This is a genomic window from Shewanella sp. SG44-6 (assembly GCF_014164185.1).
GTDB classification, from domain to species: Bacteria; Pseudomonadota; Gammaproteobacteria; order Enterobacterales; family Shewanellaceae; genus Shewanella; species Shewanella vesiculosa.
This window is the reverse complement of sequence record NZ_JACJER010000103.1, coordinates 1-16,691: the sequence shown is the minus strand read 5'-3', so window position 1 is coordinate 16,691 and position 16,691 is coordinate 1. Positions and strand designations below refer to the sequence as shown.

Here is a 16,691-nt window from a genome sequence, read left to right as displayed (position 1 = left end):
GGTCATCGCAATAACTGGTTTAGTCTTTAAATCATTACATTGAATATATAACAGGTAAAAAATATTGCTCTTATTTGAGAAAAGTAACAAAGCCAGCGATTTTTATGATGATTGCGCAAACACTCTTAACTGCAGTTGCCACTAACTAAAGGATAATAAAAATAGCGCCGAATAAAGCAAATATGCACTTACCTCCTATACTGTTATTTGAGACACACCATAGTGTGCCAGTAACCTTAGGTTTTAGAAAAAAACTGTAGCTTGAAAAAAGCGAGGAGGAAGCATGATTAATCACGTTTGGGGACTTGTACATCATCCTGATAAAGAATGGCGCAACATAAGTAATGAACATGAAACGGTCAGTCATTTGTACACCAGTCATGTACTGTGGTTGGCGGCGATCCCGGTGGTCAGTACTTTTATTGGTACGACACAGTTTGGCTGGACTTTTGGTGGTGAAGACACAATCAAGGTCTCAATGGAGAGCGGTTTAAGCCTGGGAATTTTATTTTATGTGTTAATTTTAACGGCAGTGACAATAGTCGGTAGTTTGATCCATGGGTTGGCGCGTAAATACCCTAATTGCCCAAGCAGAAATGAATGTATTGTCTTTGCCGGTTATATTGCAACACCGATGTTTTTAAGTGGCCTGTTTGCGATATACCCTATGATTTGGTTATGTACACTCGCCTGCATTATGGGCATTTGTTATACAGGCTATTTACTCTATCGTGGTACACCAAGCTTTTTAGGCATAAGTAATCAACAGGGCTTTATTATATCAAGCACGACGCTAGCTATTGGTGTATTAGTACTAGAGGTTTTACTAGCCGCCGTTGTATTGCTGTGGAGTCTTGGTGCAGACAATACCATTATCTGGAACCTGTTCAGATAGGCCATATGTTTTGAGCACATCGACGGAAAACGCCTTAACAATTTGGCCAAAGATACATGAGCTGTTGAGCATGAAGTTGAGTATCAGGAGATGCATTATCTTCTGATGACTCCCACAAGACATGAACAGCTTTTTAGTGAGCTTAAGCAAACAAGATAACTGTAGCGCAATGCAGAATGCTAGGAGTCGTAAAAAACCATTTTATAATGAAAAAATATCGTCACAGAATAAATACGCTGACGTTATCTGCCGGCTTCGGGGATGTAAATCTGTAACCTGGTGTTCTAACACGGCTAAAATGATTAGCTAACAAGACTCACTCTATCAATACGATGAGTTGGGCGTACTCTCAGGATTAACCTCACCATAAACCTCTTCAGGATCGATATCATTAATCAATAATATTTCCCTGACTGTTTCAATGTGATCTAAAATCTTTTGGTAATCATCACCATACTCATATTTAGTCACTTCAATTGATTTTGGCATGTAGGTAAACGCAATTTTCAATGCGTTTAGCGCCGATTCACTTATTTTGTCACTCATATAAAAGGTCCTTATCTGATAGTTTGAATTGATAACATCTAACTCAAGCATTCTGCCACTAGATAGCGTTGAAATTGATTATATCAACAAGCGCACAAGCGAGACCAGAATTCAACTGTGCCTCTTTTACAGGTAAACAACTTAACCTCTTTGAACTCAGATTACGACAGTTATTTATGATCACTTACTTATAGAATATTTAATTTAATCATAGTATTGGATGTTAATTGCATTCAGGGTAATTCAAGTACAGACAAGGTAGCAAGTTTATTTATCTGCAAAATTACAAGACAGTATCAATTACTCAATAACTATAAAAATTAATAGCTTAATAGATATAATTAAAACTGAAACCCACTTGTAAACAAATTGTAACCCAGGTGTTACTTTATGTTCATTATAAACCTCTATGTTATGGCTAGGTCCTTAAATAACTTAACTACAACATAGGGTAATATGAATATGCTCAAACAAGGCTTATCAGTGGTTATCGCTAGTATATTGTCTTCGGCAACATACGCTGGTTCTGCAACCGCAGCGACAACGACTGACACACAACTCAATAATGCTTGGTATAAAGACGGCCAAGCAACCATCACCGAAAAATTACAACAATCAAGATCAACAAGAGCAAAAAATGTCATCTTGTTTGTTGGCGATGGTATGGGTATTTCTACACTTACCGCTGCTCGGATTTTAAAAGGACAATTAGCTGGTAATTCTGGTGAAGAAGGTTACTTAAGCTTTGAAACATTTCCTTATTCAGCTCTAGTTAAAACATACAATGTAGATGCACAAACACCTGATTCAGCTGGCACCATGACAGCCATGATGAGCGGCTTAAAATCAGACGCTGGTGTTTTGGGTGTTGACGAAGACGTCGTTCGTGGAAGTTGTGCTTCTGTTAAAGGCAACGAAGTTGTAACGGCTCTAGAGTTAGCCGAAATAAAAGGCTTGTCGACGGGTGTGATATCAACCGCTCGTATTACCCACGCAACGCCAGCCGCCACATATGCAAAATCAGCAGACCGTGACTGGGAAGATATCTCAGATATGGATATTGACAATAATGCTGAACGTGCAAATTGCGAAGATATCGCATCTCAACTGGTTAACTTTGAAAAAAATCTAGAACAACGTTATACCGGAGTTGATGTAAATGGTATTGATGTTGTTATGGGCGGCGGACGTCGACATTTTCTCCCTAAAGACGCCGCATTTAATAGTATTGATGCCGTTAGCGCTATTGAAGGCGATCGAACCGATGGACGTGATTTGACCGCAGAATGGAGCGCTATGTATCCAAATGGTAAATACGTTATCAACCAAGCTGGATTTGATGCCATTGATACAGAAACGACTGAACGTGTTTTTGCTTTATTCAATGAATCTCATATGCAATACGAAGCTGACCGAGGCAATGATATTGCCGGCGAACCAAGCCTTTCTCAAATGACCGACAAAGCCATTAAAGTACTGGATAACAACCCAAAAGGTTACTTTTTAATGGTTGAATCTGGACGAATTGACCATGGTCATCATGCTGGTAGTGCAAGCACAGCCCTTAATGACGCTATTGAGTTTTCAAATGCCGTTCAAGCGGCAATAGATGCAACAAATGATGAAGAAACGCTCATTATTGTCACCGCCGATCACAGCCATGTGTTTACGATTGCTGGCTATCCTAAACGTGGTAATCCTATTTTGGGTAAAGTTGTTGGTATTGGTGCTACTGAGCCTAGTGAAGATTCAGACGGCAATCCTTACACCACATTAGGTTATAGCAATGGACTGGGTTTCAGAAACTTAGGCGCTGAAACAGATGGCGACGCATCATATGCTGCTGAAGCTGTCGCTGGCCGTCAAGACATTGCCGCAATCGATACAACAACCCCAGGTTATCACCAAGAAGTGACTGTTCCATTAGATAGCGAAACTCACGCGGGGGAAGATGTTGCTATTCATACATCAGGCCCAGGTGCGCATTTAGTTCAAGGTATTGTTGAACAAAGTGTCGTATTCCATTTAATCAATCGTGCTCTTGGTTTAGTTGGTCAATAGACCCTATAAGGTTTTTATGATGAATAAATTTATATTATCAACAATAACAGTTTCTTTGGTTTTTGCATTATCAGCTTGCGGCGACAACGGTGACAATGGCACAGATGGAAGCAACGGCATCAATGGTTCAAATGGATCAAACGGAACGAATGGTACTAACGGAAACAACGCGTTAATAACACAAACTCCCTTGCCGGTAGGTAATGAAAATTGTCTCAATGGTGGTGTGCAAATCGACTCGGGTATCGATACCAATGCTGATACCGTTTTAGATGCGTCTGAAATAACATCCACTCAATATGTATGCTCGCCTGCCGCAACCTCAGTAAATGATAGCGAACTGCTGAGCAGTTTAAATAACTCATGGTTTAAACAAGGTGCTGCCGAAATAGAAACGGCAGATGATGTTTGGAAAAAAATAGATAGCCAATTAGTAAATAATGCCAACGTATCGATTGCAACAGCATCTACCGCGGCTGAAATAACAGCACTTAAAGGCTCAGCTAAGAACGTGATTTTATTTGTTGGTGACGGTATGGGTATTTCAACTGTCACCGCCGCGCGTATTTTAGATGGTCAAAATAAAGGCATGATGGGTGAAGAAAACCAATTAAGCTTTGATAAGTTCCCATTTTCTGGTTTAGCAAAAACCTACAACGTTGATGCACAAACACCAGATTCTGCAGGAACAATGACAGCGATGATGTCGGGCATTAAAACGGATGCTGGCGTGTTAGGTGTTGACGAAAATGTGGTTCGAGGCAATTGTGCTAGCACTAAAGGCATTGAGATGATTACGGCCTTAGAATTAGCTGAGATTGCAGGTAAATCAACAGGGGTTATTTCTACCGCACGTATTACCCACGCGACACCTGCTGCGACTTATGCAAAGTCAGCAGATCGTGACTGGGAAGATATCTCTGATATGGATATTGCCAACAATCCTGAACGCGCTAATTGTGAAGATATTGCATTACAGTTAGTCAATTTTGAAGCCAACTTAGAAGCTCGATATACCGGTGTAGATGTTGATGGTATTGAAGTTGTTATGGGTGGTGGTCGTCGTCATTTTTTACCTAAAGATGCAGCATATAATAGTAATGACGCAGTCAGTACGATTGAAGGTGACCGTACTGATGGCCGTGACTTAACCGCCGAATGGCAAGCTAAGTATGCAACAAGTGCTTATGTATATGACCAGACTTCATTTAATGCTATCGACACTGAAACGACACCACACGTATTTGGTTTATTTAACGAATCACACATGCAATACGAAGCTGATCGTAAGAATGATATTGCTGGTGAACCTAGCTTGTCAGAAATGACAGCCACTGCCATTAAGGTGCTTGATAATAACAACAAAGGTTTCTTCTTAATGGTTGAATCTGGTCGAATTGACCATGCTCACCATGCCGGAAATGCTTACAACGCGCTAAATGACGCGATTGAGTTTGCTAAGGCTGTACAAGTAGCGGTTGATGCAACTAGCCAAGAAGACACCTTAATTATTGTTACAGCAGATCACAGCCATGTATTTACCATTGCAGGCTACCCTAAACGTGGTAACCCAATCTTAGGTAAAGTGGTTGGTATTGGTGAGACTGAGCCAAGTTTAGCCTCAGACGACATGCCTTATACAACGTTAGGTTATGCCAACGGCCTTGGTTTTAGAAATTTAGGCGCACAAACCGATGCTGATGCAAGCTATGCAGCTGCAGCAGTAACAGGCCGCGTTGACTTAACTGATGTTGATACATCAACTGCTGGGTTCCACCAAGAGTCGTTAGTACCACTCGATAGTGAAACGCATGCGGGTGAAGACGTTGGTGTTTTTGCTGTTGGACCTGGTGCCCAATTAATAACAGGAACTAATGAGCAAAGCTTAATATTTCACGTAATGGATTACGCAGGCAACCTTTCAGGTACAGCCCAGTAAAGAAGTAAAACGTTATCAATAAAGAATAGGGGCTTGCCCCTATTCTTTAACGTTTAGCTTCCACCTTGATACTTAATCAGCCAAAAAGATGAAACACATGAAAACTCTATTATTAATAACCGCTATCACTTTGCCGTTATTTGCTTCAGCAAGTGAAGACTGCCAATCAACTACCCTTATGGCGACTTATAATATTGAACAAACAACTCACGATGCAGCATCAAACAAACAAAACCAACTGGTATTATTAAGAGCCCAAAACTCGGTATTTCACATCAGCAATCAACAAGTAGCAACACAATGGACCACACTGCCAAATAATCACATGAAAAAAACCTCATATTTTATGGATGATAAACGTGCAATTGAATACGAAGCGACCAAAACGAAATCTAATCAAGCATGGCAATATCATGCACAATTACTGAACCCGTTATTTAAAAACCAGTCAACACTCATTGAAACTACTGGACAAGGTTGCAACAAACTTGAGCATTATCAACAACAAACAAATACAAAAATCGTTGATATATGGTGGTTTCCAGCAAAAAAATTAGTACAACGCATTAGTACTGTATTGTCAGATAAAAGTGAATCTGCAGATAAAGCCATAAATTGGCAATTAAGCGAAATAACTTACGACAACAACATTATTCAACAACAGTTAGATACATTATCTGCGTACCAATCGACCGACTTTGCTGATATTGGCGATAGTGAATATGACCCATTTTTTAGAAAAATGATCAACTTAGGTTTTATTGAGCACAGCGCATCAGGATTTTATGACAGCGAAGGTAATTCATTATCGTCAGCACATCAGCATTAACATTGGCATGAGCCATAGTACATATGGGTTTATGTGATCAAAGCCGTGACAGTTATCTTCGTTCTTCGCGCCTCGGTATCAAGTAAACTGAACATTAATCAAGTGATTTGTCTCGCTATCACAGGGAAGTGAAGCGTTACTCCCGTAAGACGGGTCATTAAACATAATGCCGTGACAAACTAGACTGATTGAAGGCTTCTCGCTCAATATTGACAACACCTACTAGACGTCGCGCTGGATTAATGAAAATACGGCACATGCGACAATAAACTCAGCAGTGATGACACTTGCCAATGCGGTAGCGGCATTATTGTTGCGAGCATGCATCAAACGCTAAAGTGGTTGCCTTATAATCCTCAACCGCCAAGGGCTCTTGAGTGAGTTTGGCGAGTATCCCAATCTCATGATTATTTGCGCTAAGATAACGTCAACGCCGCAAAATTACGGTATCCTTAGTCCAAATGTTCAACTGCAGCCCTTAAATGCCCACCAATATCATTACCATGTTCCCTGAGTCGTCCGATAAATCATCGACTCCCGCATCGATAAGCGCTGTAGAGCAACCAGCAGCTGTGACCTGTTCAAATTGCCAGGCCTGTTGTTGCCGCTTAGAAGTAATGTTAATCACCGAAACCGGTGTGCCTAAAGTGTATATAGCCAAAGATAATTGGGGCGGAGAAGTGATGCGCCGTCTTGATGATGGTTGGTGTGCCGCGCTAGACCGAGACACTATGATGTGTTCAATTTACGAAGTTCGGCCACTGATTTGTCGTGAATTTGAAATGGCCGAATACGAATGTGTCTCTGAACGCGAAGCTTTCGGAATATAAGCCCTAAGACATTGATGTTAAATGTAATGCCATTACAGTTAACATCAACAAACTGCTCAATGAAATTAAGCCGTCCCAAAAGCTACAATGCTTTAGTTTGATGACTGATAAAATACATCAGGTAACTTCCAGCTAATAACTTGCTGTTGCCCCTGCCAATTTTCAATGGTTAACCACGCCTTGTGTTCTGCTGTTAATATTTCTGGCGCAATAGCATGAACTTCTTGTCCATGCTGACTTCCATGCAAGATACCTGCATCGCCCATTTGCAGTGTTTCTAATGGTAAGGGCTCTGTGCCAATATTTAAATATGCTTGACGGATCTGGTTTACCTGCCCCTTACTAAACAATAATAAAAAATCTTTAGTGTAGGTACCATCGTGAAGATATGGCGGATCAAGATTATACGGCATAGGTGTTATTTCAAAAGCTCCGACCGCTTGGGTTTCCCATGCATCAGGGAATTGCGGGAATAAAGACTGATATAGAAAATAACCAACTAGCACTAGCATTAAGCCATTTATTTTATACTTGTAACGATTCCATATGGTGTTTTTAATGCGGGCCATTAGTTACCTTCCTGCTCGACTAGCGGTGAGTTATGCATTGTCAACGAATCGTCGAGTTCGGTTCTGGCAGCTTTTACGGTTCGACTTCCCCACATTAAAAATCCTGTGATAGACATACCCGTTAGAAATACGCCAAAAACAAACCAAATCACTTTGGTCCACAAACCGCCGATTGTGCCGTAATGCAGGGGATTAGCGATATGTGATAGCGTTTGTAACGTCGTCATTGCCGCTGGCGATCTTTCACTTTCAATATTGCCGCTCCAAGGATTAACCGTCACACCATAAGCGTATTGATCATAGAAAATATGATCTCCTTGACCATACACTTTGTAAGTATCTCGATTGTGCTCAGGAAGCATAATGTAAGTACTTTTAAAATCCGCGAAGGTTTGCTCTGCGAGATGAAGTGCATTAGCCAAAGTATATGGCCTAATTGGCGCACCATCGGTTGTCGTTATAAGCTGACTGACCTCCACTAAAGGAGGATGTTCTTCAATCTCGATTTGATTGTGCCACATAATCGCCTGTGCTAAATACCATAACCCCGTAATGCTCATTAACATTAAAAACCACATTGACCACACGCCAGCCAATCGATGGAGATCTGCAAGCAGCGTTTTTTTACCTTGGTTTATTCGTAATTTAGGCTGAGTAAAAGCGCGCCAGAACTTTTTATAAATCACCAGTCCAGATACCAGCGCTCCTAACATCACAATGGCCATGAAACAGACAATGTAATAGCCAACACTGTAATTACTGTGCCAAGGAAACAGCAACCAGCCATGTAAGGAACGCATAAAATTAGTGAAGGTCATGCCAAGGTTGATTGCTTGTATTTGGCCTGTGTATTGATTGACGTAAGCGATAGCAAAAGGCACATCGCTATCACTAAAGATCACTGCATTAACCAGATAAGACTCAAAGCTCATCACTGTGGTGATGTTTGCTGTTGGGTGCGCTTGTTGCACAATGTCAACGAGTTCTGACATCGGCTTTTCAGTCAAATTTTGCGGATTAGTTGCGCGAGCGTCAGGATTGGTCAGCCAGGTTAACTCATGACTTATCACTGAAATGGTCCCGGTAAGGCACACAAAACAAAATATTATCCATACGGGTAATGAAAACCAGCCATGAAGCTTAAACCAAAATCGATTACTACGTTTTGCCATCTGTTTTCCAAATTTGTTCGCTGTCGTTATATACATGAATATCCCGCACATGCTAATACGATTGATAACCAATCTCAACAAATATTGAGTGATAATAATTATCAATTGTAAATTTTGGGTTAATCCTCGCATTTTTATCAATCTGACCTTAATTATATTTGCTAATGATAATCGTTAGCAATAACATTAGCATCTAATAAGCGCTATGGTTGGCCGTTAATATTATTCATCGTTTGAAAAAGATACAGGTAAAGCAAAACATGAAACCGAAACACATATTTGCACTTTCATCATTAGTTTTGGCGATGGGCTTTGTAGTACAGCCCTTCGCCCTAGCAGCCGAACAACAACAAAATGCTGACAACAATGATCAAAACATTGAAAAAATCCAAATCTTAGGTGTACGTTATAAACGCGTTAGCCAAGGTGCAACAGGCTTAACCATGGAGATTAATGAGACACCTCAATCAATCAGTGTGGTCACCAACGATCAAATAACTAATTTTGGCGCTAATAATCTTAACGACGTACTTCGTCTTGCTACTGGTATTAATGTTGAAGAATGGGAAACCAACCGCACACAATATACTTCTCGTGGTTTTGAAATTAAAAGTACCCAAATTGATGGCGTTGGATTGCCAAATGACTGGGGGATAGTCACTGGTGCAATGGAAGCTTATGGTTATGAAAAAATTGAAGTTATTCGTGGCGCTAACGGCCTACTAACCGGGATAGGTAATTCTGCTGGTACCATTAATTATGTGCGTAAACGCCCGACGAATGAAAATGAAGGTGAAGTAGGCATCTCATACGGTTCGGATGATTTTAAGCGCGTACAGGCTGATTACTCTGCCCTATTAACAGAAAGCGGTAGTTGGGCTGGTAGAGTTGTTGCGGTAGTAGAAGACAAAGGGTCATACCTAGATGGCCTAGAAAATGACCGTGGTTATCTTTACGCTGTCGTTGATGGTCAGTTAACAGATAACTCAACCTTAACGTTAGGGTTTTCTTACCAAGATGCCAACACAGACGGTAATACCTGGGGTGGATTAGTATTTAACTATACTGACGGTACCCAAGCTGAGTGGGATACTAGTGCGACTACAAGTCAAGACTGGACAATGTGGGACACCATTAATACAACCGCGTTTGTTGAGTATACTTACATACTGCCTAACGATTGGGATCTCAAAGTTGCCTATAATCATCAAGGATTAGAAGATGAAAGTAAGCTATTTTATGCTTCTGGCACCATTGATAAAGAAACGGGTTTAGGGTTAATGGGGTCGCCAGGTCGCTATGACACTGAATTTTCAGCCGATATGTTAGATATCACCACAATTGGTCATTACGGCTTATTTGGTCAAGATCACGAACTGACCTTAGGCTTAAGCGGCTCAAAAAGTAAAAAATACATGTACCAACATCCATTTGATTATACTGCCACTCCGGCATATGGGCCCACGCCAACCTTCCCTTACGATCTCGATGCTATTCCTGAGCCAGAATGGGCCGATAAAATCGAGTACTCTGACATAGATGTTAGCTTACTACGCGCTTATGGTTCGACTAAGTTCAATATCAATGACAGCCTATTTGTCGTTGCTGGTTTTAATGCGATTAAATATACCCGCGAAGGTATTAATAGCGGTGTTGATATTGACAACGATGAGAGTGAATTAAGCCCTTATGCAGGCGTGGTTTACAGCATCACAGAGGATATAAATACCTATTTCAGTTATTCAGATATTTACCAACCACAAGAGCAATATGATTACGATGGGTATTTTTTAGACCCAACTAAAGGCGTCAATTACGAACTGGGGCTAAAAACCCTGTGGCTTGATAATGATTTAATGGCTACCTTTGCACTATTTAGTGCTGAGCAAAATAACCTCGCTAGCTACGCCGGCCTTAATGCTAACGGAAACTATTTTTATAAAGGTGTAAACGTCGAATCGAAAGGATTTGAAGTTGAAGTAACGGGACGCATCACAGACAACCTCAATGCAGTATTCGCTTATACGCTGCTTGATATAGAAGATGACAACGGCGCTGAAGCAAATGAGTGGGCAGCACGAAACGTTGTTAACTTTTCGATGGATTATACCATGCCACAATTGCCAGAAGTAAGCGTTGGATTAGGCGGCAGATGGCAATCAGAAACCAAAAACGTTGACTCTAATGTAGAGCAAGATGCCTATTTAGTGGTTAATGCTTTTGCAAGTTGGAACATTTCTGACGATCTAAACCTAAGAGCGAACATTAATAATCTCACCGATGAAAAGTACATTACTAGCTTGGCGACAATTGGCTATTACGGCGCACCTGTGAATGGTTCGGTGAACTTAACTTATCGCTTCTAAGTGGCATGAATACGCTACCGCGCAGCGACTGAATTTATGCCATCAATTTAAGTATTTGCGTTTAATGCGTTGGTTACCACATCGATATAATTGGTGCGGTAACCACGCTAACAGACAGTATATTGATTGATAAAAAACCTCTTTTTATAAACATAAAAAGAGGTTTTTACTTTTACAGCTGATACATGAAATTATTTTCAGGCCCAACACAAAGATAGCGTTGAGCTCGTCGTCTACAACTATATCGCCTTATTGACGATTCAATCTGCCGCTGGTTTTGGCGCTTATAAAAGAGTGATAATCGAAACAGGTATAGCCAAAACTTATAAATACCCTCACATCGTCAAGCGAGTAAATATGCCGCTGTTTATTATTTCGTTGAGCTTATTTAAGCTACTTAGCTTCGAAAATAAACCTAATTAGCTAAAATAGTATTAACTCTTACTTGCGCTGTATGGCTAAGGGTCTTTATCATAAGCATTACTTATTTAGGGCGAATCCAATCCAATCTAGCCCATTCTTTTTTGGTCTTTCAGGAGCAAACATGCCAAAGATTAATCTGCTGCTATTGTGCGGCGGTGGCGGTGCAGAACACGATATTTCATTAATGTCAGCACGTTTTTTTGAGTCATCACTGGCAAAGTCAGATAAATTTTCGGTACTTAAGCTAGTACTCGATAAACACGGTCATTATCACACTGAAGACGGAAAATTATGCGACCTGACTAATCGGCGTGAGATTCGTTTTGAGGATAACAATACGCCAGCATGGCCCGTTGATTATGTGATCCCGTGTATTCATGGTTTCCCGGGCGAAACCGGTGATATTCAATCTTACTTTAACTTAATTCAACTGCCCTACTTTGGCTGTGAGTCTGAAGCCTCAAGTAATTGTTTTAACAAAATCACCGCTAAAATGTGGTTTTCAGCTTTAGGTGTGCCAAACACGCCTTACATCTTTTTGCATCAACTAGATGATGATGCAATCAAGCAAACTGAAACAGCATTTGATCATTGGGGATCCGTTTTCGTTAAAGCTGCTTCACAAGGATCGTCTGTGGGTTGCTATAAGGTTGATGTGAAAGCCAATATCGCTAACGTACTTAAAGACGCATTCAGTTATGCCCCTTATGTGGTCGTTGAGCAAACTATCCATGCGCGTGAATTAGAAGTCGCCGTATACCAGTATCAAGGTGAAGTAGTTGCGACCTTACCGGGCGAGATTATTTGTGACAGCAATACCTTTTATTCATTTGATGAAAAGTACGCTAAAAATAGTAAGGCCCGAACCGACGTGGTTGCAGAGAACCTCAGCCCTGAGATCAGTCAACTGATCCGTGATTACGCAATAAAAGCCTTTAAAGGGATGAAATTACGTCACTTGTCGCGTATCGATTTCTTTTTAACTGATGATAATCAAATCCTTTTGAATGAAATCAATACCTTCCCTGGGTTAACGCCTATTTCAATGTTCCCGAAGATGTTGCAAAACCATGGCCATGATTTCACTGAATATTTAATTGATGTGATTGGGCAACAGCTTGATTTAACGTAAACAACTTTAGTTCGAAATGCATAAAACAAAAGGCCAGCAAATTTGCTGGCCTTTTCTATACGCTTACAATATTAACCCGTTTAGAACCCTTCTACACCCGCCATATCAGGTAATTGATGTGCAATCCCTTTATGACAATCGATACAGGTTTTTTCGCCGCTAGCCAGAGACGTTGAATGCATTTGTGATGCACGCTTAGACTGACGAGTGAAATCCATATAATCAAAATTATGGCAGTTACGGCACTCTAATGAATCGTTAGCTTTAAGGCGTTGCCATTCATGTTCCGCCAGCTCTCGACGCTTGCCTTCAAACTTTTCTCGCGTGCTAATAGTACCGAATACTTTACCCCACACTTCTTTAGACGCTTGCATTTTACGGGCAATTTTGTCGGTCCAGTTATGTGGCACATGGCAATCCGGACAGGTTGCACGCACACCACTTCGGTTAGTGAAGTGAATGGTGGTTTGCAGCTCCTGATAAACGTTGTTTTCCATTTCATGGCAACCGATACAGAATTGCTCGCGGTTAGTCAGTTCTAAAGCGGTGTTAAATCCGCCCCAGAAGATCACTCCTGCGATAAATCCACCAATGGTTAAGAAGCCAAGACTGTAATGGACACTCGGACGACGCAGCACTTTCCACACGAGTTTTAGTTGCTCAAATAATTTTGCAAACATAGTCACTCCTAGTGCTTAACTGCGGCTTTCGCCTTCATTAAGTGGTCTATATCGACAAAGTCATTTTCAACCAACAACTTGGCATCTAACTGCGGTGCATGACACTGAGTACAGAAATAACGACGGGGTGATAAATCAGCCAAGAAATTATTGTCACGGTCCATATAGTGAGTCACGCTCACCATTGGCGCCTGTGAATGACCGGTACTGGTACGCGCATGACACTGGATACACTTGTTCACTTTAAGATCGATTTGATAACCATCAATCTTGTGCGGGATCACCGGTGGCTGCATAGGATAATTACGAACCTGCTTAACATCGGTATTGATCACCGCTTGCATTGCAGGCGGTGTCGGTTCGATATTAATTGGCGCTAAACGTAATGTGTCGATTTTGTCTTCAGGTATGCTGGTAGCCATTACACTGACAGAGAAACCTAATAACGCGATAATCGATAATAATTTACCTGTTTTCATGGTCTGTCTCCTTAAGCCTTAACAATCTTTACTGCACATTTTTTATAGTCAGTTTGTTTTGACAAAGGATCTGTCGCATCTAACGTCACTTTATTAATGAGCTGACTGGCATCAAACCAAGGCACAAACACTAAGCCTACAGGCGGCTTATTACGTCCACGGGTTTCAACACGGGTTTTAATTTCACCACGGCGAGACACAACTCTAATCTCATCACCACGGCGTAAACCGCGCTTTTTAGCATCTTCAGGGTGCATAAAACACACTGCATCAGGAAAAGCTTTATAAAGTTCAGGTACACGTTGGGTCATAGAACCAGAGTGCCAATGCTCAAGCACACGCCCTGTTGATAACCAAATATCAAACTCTTCATCTGGCGACTCTGCCGCAGGCTCGTAAGGCAAGGCGAAAATAACCGCGCGACCATCTGGCTTACCATAAAACTCATAGTCGGTACCGGCTTTAACGTAGGGATCTGATCCTTCACGGAAACGCCATTTGGTTTCTTTGCCATTCACCACAGGCCAACGTAAGCCGTGTTCTTTGTGGTACACATCAAAGTCAGCTAAATCATGACCATGACCGCGACCAAAGGTGGCATATTCTTCAAATAAACCTTTTTGAATATAAAAACCAAAATGCTTAGCTTCATCATTTAAGTATTTTGGATCAGCATCTGCCAATGGAAATTTATCGACATTGCCATTGAGATAAAGCACTTCATATAAGGTTTTACCTTTAAACGAAGGGTTAGCAGCTAACACTTCTGCAGGCCACACTTCGTCAGTAGTGAAACGCTTAGAGAATTCCATCAACTGCCATAAATCAGACTGTGACTCGCCGGGCGCCTTGACCATTTGATGCCAAAATTGAGTCCGACGTTCAGCATTACCATAAGCACCTTCTTTTTCGACCCACATTGCTGTTGGTAAAATCAAATCGGCGGCTTGAGTCGTCACGGTTGGGTAAGCATCAGACACTACGATAAAGTTTTCTGGATTACGGTAGCCCGGTAAACCCTCTTCGTTAATATTGGCACCAGCTTGGATATTGTTGTTCACTTGAACCCAGTAGCAATTTAAATCGCCATCTTTTAAGCGACGGTTTTGCTCTACCGCATGGTAGCCAGGTTTAGGGGGAATAATACCACTGGGAATGTGCCAAATATCTTCGGCGCGCTTTCTGTGCTCAGGGTTAGTCACCACCATGTCAGCAGGTAAACGATGTGAGAATGTGCCCACTTCACGTGCTGTACCACAAGCAGACGGTTGACCCGTTAATGAGAATGGACTGTTACCTGGAGTAGAAATTTTACCGACTAACAAGTGAATGTTATAAATTAGATTATTACACCACACACCACGAGTATGTTGGTTAAAGCCCATGGTCCAGAATGACGTTACTTTACGATCGGGATCAGCATACAGCTCAGCTAATTCAATAAGCTTATGTTCTGGTACACCAGACAACTTACTGACAGATTCAACATCATAATCAGCCACAAATTTAGCAAATTCGTCAAAATCAATCGGTGTAGAGTCACCCGCTGTGGCGACGTTTTTGGCTTTCATTTCCAGTGGATGCGTTGGCCGTAAGCCATAGCCTATATCCGTTGTGCCCTTGCGGAAGTTAACATGCTTTTTGATAAAATCTTTATTCACTTTGCCATTTTGGATAATGTAATTGGCAATAAAGTTAAGCATCGCCAAGTCGGTTTGTGGCGTAAATACAATTGGCAAATCAGCCAGGTCAAATGAACGATGTTCAAAGGTCGACAACACGGCAACTTTAACGTGTGGTGCACTTAAACGACGGTCGGTTATACGAGTCCACAAAATGGGGTGCATTTCTGCCATGTTTGAGCCCCAAAGCACAAACGCGTCAGCCGCTTCCATGTCGTCATAACAGCCCATTGGCTCATCGATACCGAAGGTACGCATAAAGCCACCTACCGCAGATGCCATACAATGACGCGCATTAGGGTCGATGTTATTTGAACCAAAGCCAGCTTTCATTAACTTAACCGCGGCATACCCTTCCCAGACGGTCCACTGACCAGAACCAAACATTCCCACCGCAGTTGGGCCTTTGGCTTTTATGGTGGCTTTCCAACGCTCGGCCATAGTGTCGAAGGCTTTTTCCCATGTAATAGGAGTGAATTCACCATGCTTGTCATATTTACCATCAGTCATACGCAACATAGGCGTTTGCAGACGATCACGACCATACATAATTTTAGAAAGGAAATAACCTTTAATGCAGTTTAAGCCGCGGTTAACTTCACTGTTGGCATCGCCATGTGTGGCAACAACTTTACCTTCACGGGTGGCAACCATCACAGAACAACCGGTACCGCAAAAACGACAAGGTGCTTTGTTCCATTCTAATTTGGTTTGTTCTGAGCTAGTGATCAGGTTGCTTGCACTGGTCGGTAGTGCTAATCCTGCAACACTTGCCGCTGCGATAGCGGCATTGGCTTTCATAAAATCGCGTCTATTCATGTTCATACTTCACCTTCTTCAAGCTCTTCACTTTGGTGATACACCATGGTGGCCGTCAACACACCGGGAATGGCACTAATGGTTGAGATATCATCCATCAACGATCGTTGGCTCGGACCTTCTACGACAACCACTAACTTAACGTCATTATTAGCTGACAATTCAGCATTCTTGATGGCCATAATTTTTTGTCTTACGTCAGCCATTTTATCGGGGTGTACTTGGACAATTAGGCTGGTTACGTGAAGTTCATTACTCATACATCGCTC

Annotated in this window: 14 protein-coding genes; 7 read left to right on the top strand and 7 right to left on the bottom strand. The window is 41.6% G+C overall.

The annotated features are described in order from the left end of the window. The first annotated feature begins 283 nt into the window (after nucleotides 1-283). A complete protein-coding gene (locus H5185_RS16305) occupies nucleotides 284-895 on the top strand; it encodes a Yip1 family protein (RefSeq protein ID WP_124016455.1) in 612 nt (203 codons plus the stop codon). Nucleotides 896-1,219: 324 nt separating this feature from the next. On the opposite strand, the gene H5185_RS16300 is transcribed toward H5185_RS16305, so the two are convergent. Beyond that, on the bottom strand, nucleotides 1,220-1,441 hold the full coding sequence (locus tag H5185_RS16300; protein ID WP_182742632.1) for a penicillin-binding protein: 222 nt from the start codon (nucleotides 1,439-1,441) through the stop codon (nucleotides 1,220-1,222). A gap of 456 nt (nucleotides 1,442-1,897) precedes the next feature. On the opposite strand from H5185_RS16300, the gene H5185_RS16295 reads away from it, so the two are divergent. The 4 genes from H5185_RS16295 to H5185_RS16280 all read left to right on the top strand — a co-directional run bounded on the left by H5185_RS16295 (nucleotide 1,898) and on the right by H5185_RS16280 (nucleotide 7,100). After that, nucleotides 1,898-3,502, top strand: a complete 1,605-nt coding sequence (locus H5185_RS16295; protein WP_182742631.1) for an alkaline phosphatase — start codon at nucleotides 1,898-1,900, stop codon at nucleotides 3,500-3,502. Between the two features lie 19 nt (nucleotides 3,503-3,521). After that, on the top strand, nucleotides 3,522-5,441 hold the full coding sequence (locus tag H5185_RS16290; protein ID WP_404717399.1) for an alkaline phosphatase: 1,920 nt from the start codon (nucleotides 3,522-3,524) through the stop codon (nucleotides 5,439-5,441). Between the two features lie 97 nt (nucleotides 5,442-5,538). Further along, nucleotides 5,539-6,270: a hypothetical protein gene (locus H5185_RS16285; RefSeq protein ID WP_182742630.1), complete on the top strand. Its 732-nt coding sequence runs from the start codon at nucleotides 5,539-5,541 to the stop codon at nucleotides 6,268-6,270. 503 nt (nucleotides 6,271-6,773) lie between these two features. After that, nucleotides 6,774-7,100 (top strand): YkgJ family cysteine cluster protein, encoded by a 327-nt coding sequence (locus H5185_RS16280; RefSeq protein ID WP_049763595.1) that lies wholly within the window; start codon nucleotides 6,774-6,776, stop codon nucleotides 7,098-7,100. A 92-nt stretch (nucleotides 7,101-7,192) separates the two neighbouring features. On the opposite strand, the gene H5185_RS16275 is transcribed toward H5185_RS16280, so the two are convergent. Together H5185_RS16275 and H5185_RS16270 are read right to left on the bottom strand one after the other, a co-directional pair. Further along, complete coding sequence (locus H5185_RS16275; RefSeq protein WP_182742629.1) at nucleotides 7,193-7,669, bottom strand: hypothetical protein; 477 nt, start codon at nucleotides 7,667-7,669, stop codon at nucleotides 7,193-7,195. Then, on the bottom strand, nucleotides 7,669-8,841 hold the full coding sequence (locus tag H5185_RS16270) for a PepSY domain-containing protein (protein WP_182742628.1): 1,173 nt from the start codon (nucleotides 8,839-8,841) through the stop codon (nucleotides 7,669-7,671). The genes H5185_RS16275 and H5185_RS16270 overlap by 1 nt, the downstream gene beginning before the upstream one ends. A gap of 260 nt (nucleotides 8,842-9,101) precedes the next feature. Between H5185_RS16270 and H5185_RS16265 the strand changes: the two genes are divergently transcribed. Next, on the top strand, nucleotides 9,102-11,207 hold the full coding sequence (locus H5185_RS16265; RefSeq protein ID WP_182742627.1) for a TonB-dependent siderophore receptor: 2,106 nt from the start codon (nucleotides 9,102-9,104) through the stop codon (nucleotides 11,205-11,207). A gap of 544 nt (nucleotides 11,208-11,751) precedes the next feature. After that, nucleotides 11,752-12,762, top strand: a complete 1,011-nt coding sequence (locus tag H5185_RS16260) for a D-alanine--D-alanine ligase (protein ID WP_124016444.1) — start codon at nucleotides 11,752-11,754, stop codon at nucleotides 12,760-12,762. Between the two features lie 80 nt (nucleotides 12,763-12,842). On the opposite strand, the gene H5185_RS16255 is transcribed toward H5185_RS16260, so the two are convergent. Genes H5185_RS16255 through H5185_RS16240 form a run of 4 tightly spaced genes read right to left on the bottom strand, consistent with a single transcriptional unit; the run spans nucleotide 12,843 to nucleotide 16,682 of the window. After that, entirely contained in the window at nucleotides 12,843-13,442 is a 600-nt protein-coding gene (locus H5185_RS16255) for a cytochrome c3 family protein (RefSeq protein ID WP_124016443.1), read from the bottom strand. Between the two features lie 8 nt (nucleotides 13,443-13,450). Further along, a complete protein-coding gene (locus H5185_RS16250) occupies nucleotides 13,451-13,921 on the bottom strand; it encodes a nitrate reductase cytochrome c-type subunit (protein ID WP_124016442.1) in 471 nt (156 codons plus the stop codon). 11 nt (nucleotides 13,922-13,932) lie between these two features. Beyond that, on the bottom strand, nucleotides 13,933-16,422 hold the full coding sequence (napA, locus tag H5185_RS16245; protein WP_182742633.1) for a nitrate reductase catalytic subunit NapA: 2,490 nt from the start codon (nucleotides 16,420-16,422) through the stop codon (nucleotides 13,933-13,935). Nucleotides 16,423-16,424: 2 nt separating this feature from the next. Next, nucleotides 16,425-16,682 (bottom strand): chaperone NapD, encoded by a 258-nt coding sequence (locus tag H5185_RS16240; protein WP_182742626.1) that lies wholly within the window; start codon nucleotides 16,680-16,682, stop codon nucleotides 16,425-16,427. Nucleotides 16,683-16,691: the final 9 nt, after the last annotated feature.

Coding starts and splice junctions, on each gene's coding strand:
- H5185_RS16305 (WP_124016455.1), top strand. CDS start 284: ATGATTAATCACGTTTGGGGACTTGTACATCATCCTGATAAAGAATGG.
- H5185_RS16300 (WP_182742632.1), bottom strand. CDS start 1,441: ATGAGTGACAAAATAAGTGAATCGGCGCTAAACGCATTGAAAATTGCG.
- H5185_RS16295 (WP_182742631.1), top strand. CDS start 1,898: ATGAATATGCTCAAACAAGGCTTATCAGTGGTTATCGCTAGTATATTG.
- H5185_RS16290 (WP_404717399.1), top strand. CDS start 3,522: ATGAATAAATTTATATTATCAACAATAACAGTTTCTTTGGTTTTTGCA.
- H5185_RS16285 (WP_182742630.1), top strand. CDS start 5,539: ATGAAAACTCTATTATTAATAACCGCTATCACTTTGCCGTTATTTGCT.
- H5185_RS16280 (WP_049763595.1), top strand. CDS start 6,774: ATGTTCCCTGAGTCGTCCGATAAATCATCGACTCCCGCATCGATAAGC.
- H5185_RS16275 (WP_182742629.1), bottom strand. CDS start 7,669: ATGGCCCGCATTAAAAACACCATATGGAATCGTTACAAGTATAAAATA.
- H5185_RS16270 (WP_182742628.1), bottom strand. CDS start 8,841: ATGGCAAAACGTAGTAATCGATTTTGGTTTAAGCTTCATGGCTGGTTT.
- H5185_RS16265 (WP_182742627.1), top strand. CDS start 9,102: ATGAAACCGAAACACATATTTGCACTTTCATCATTAGTTTTGGCGATG.
- H5185_RS16260 (WP_124016444.1), top strand. CDS start 11,752: ATGCCAAAGATTAATCTGCTGCTATTGTGCGGCGGTGGCGGTGCAGAA.
- H5185_RS16255 (WP_124016443.1), bottom strand. CDS start 13,442: ATGTTTGCAAAATTATTTGAGCAACTAAAACTCGTGTGGAAAGTGCTG.
- H5185_RS16250 (WP_124016442.1), bottom strand. CDS start 13,921: ATGAAAACAGGTAAATTATTATCGATTATCGCGTTATTAGGTTTCTCT.
- napA (WP_182742633.1), bottom strand. CDS start 16,422: ATGAATAGACGCGATTTTATGAAAGCCAATGCCGCTATCGCAGCGGCA.
- H5185_RS16240 (WP_182742626.1), bottom strand. CDS start 16,682: ATGAGTAATGAACTTCACGTAACCAGCCTAATTGTCCAAGTACACCCC.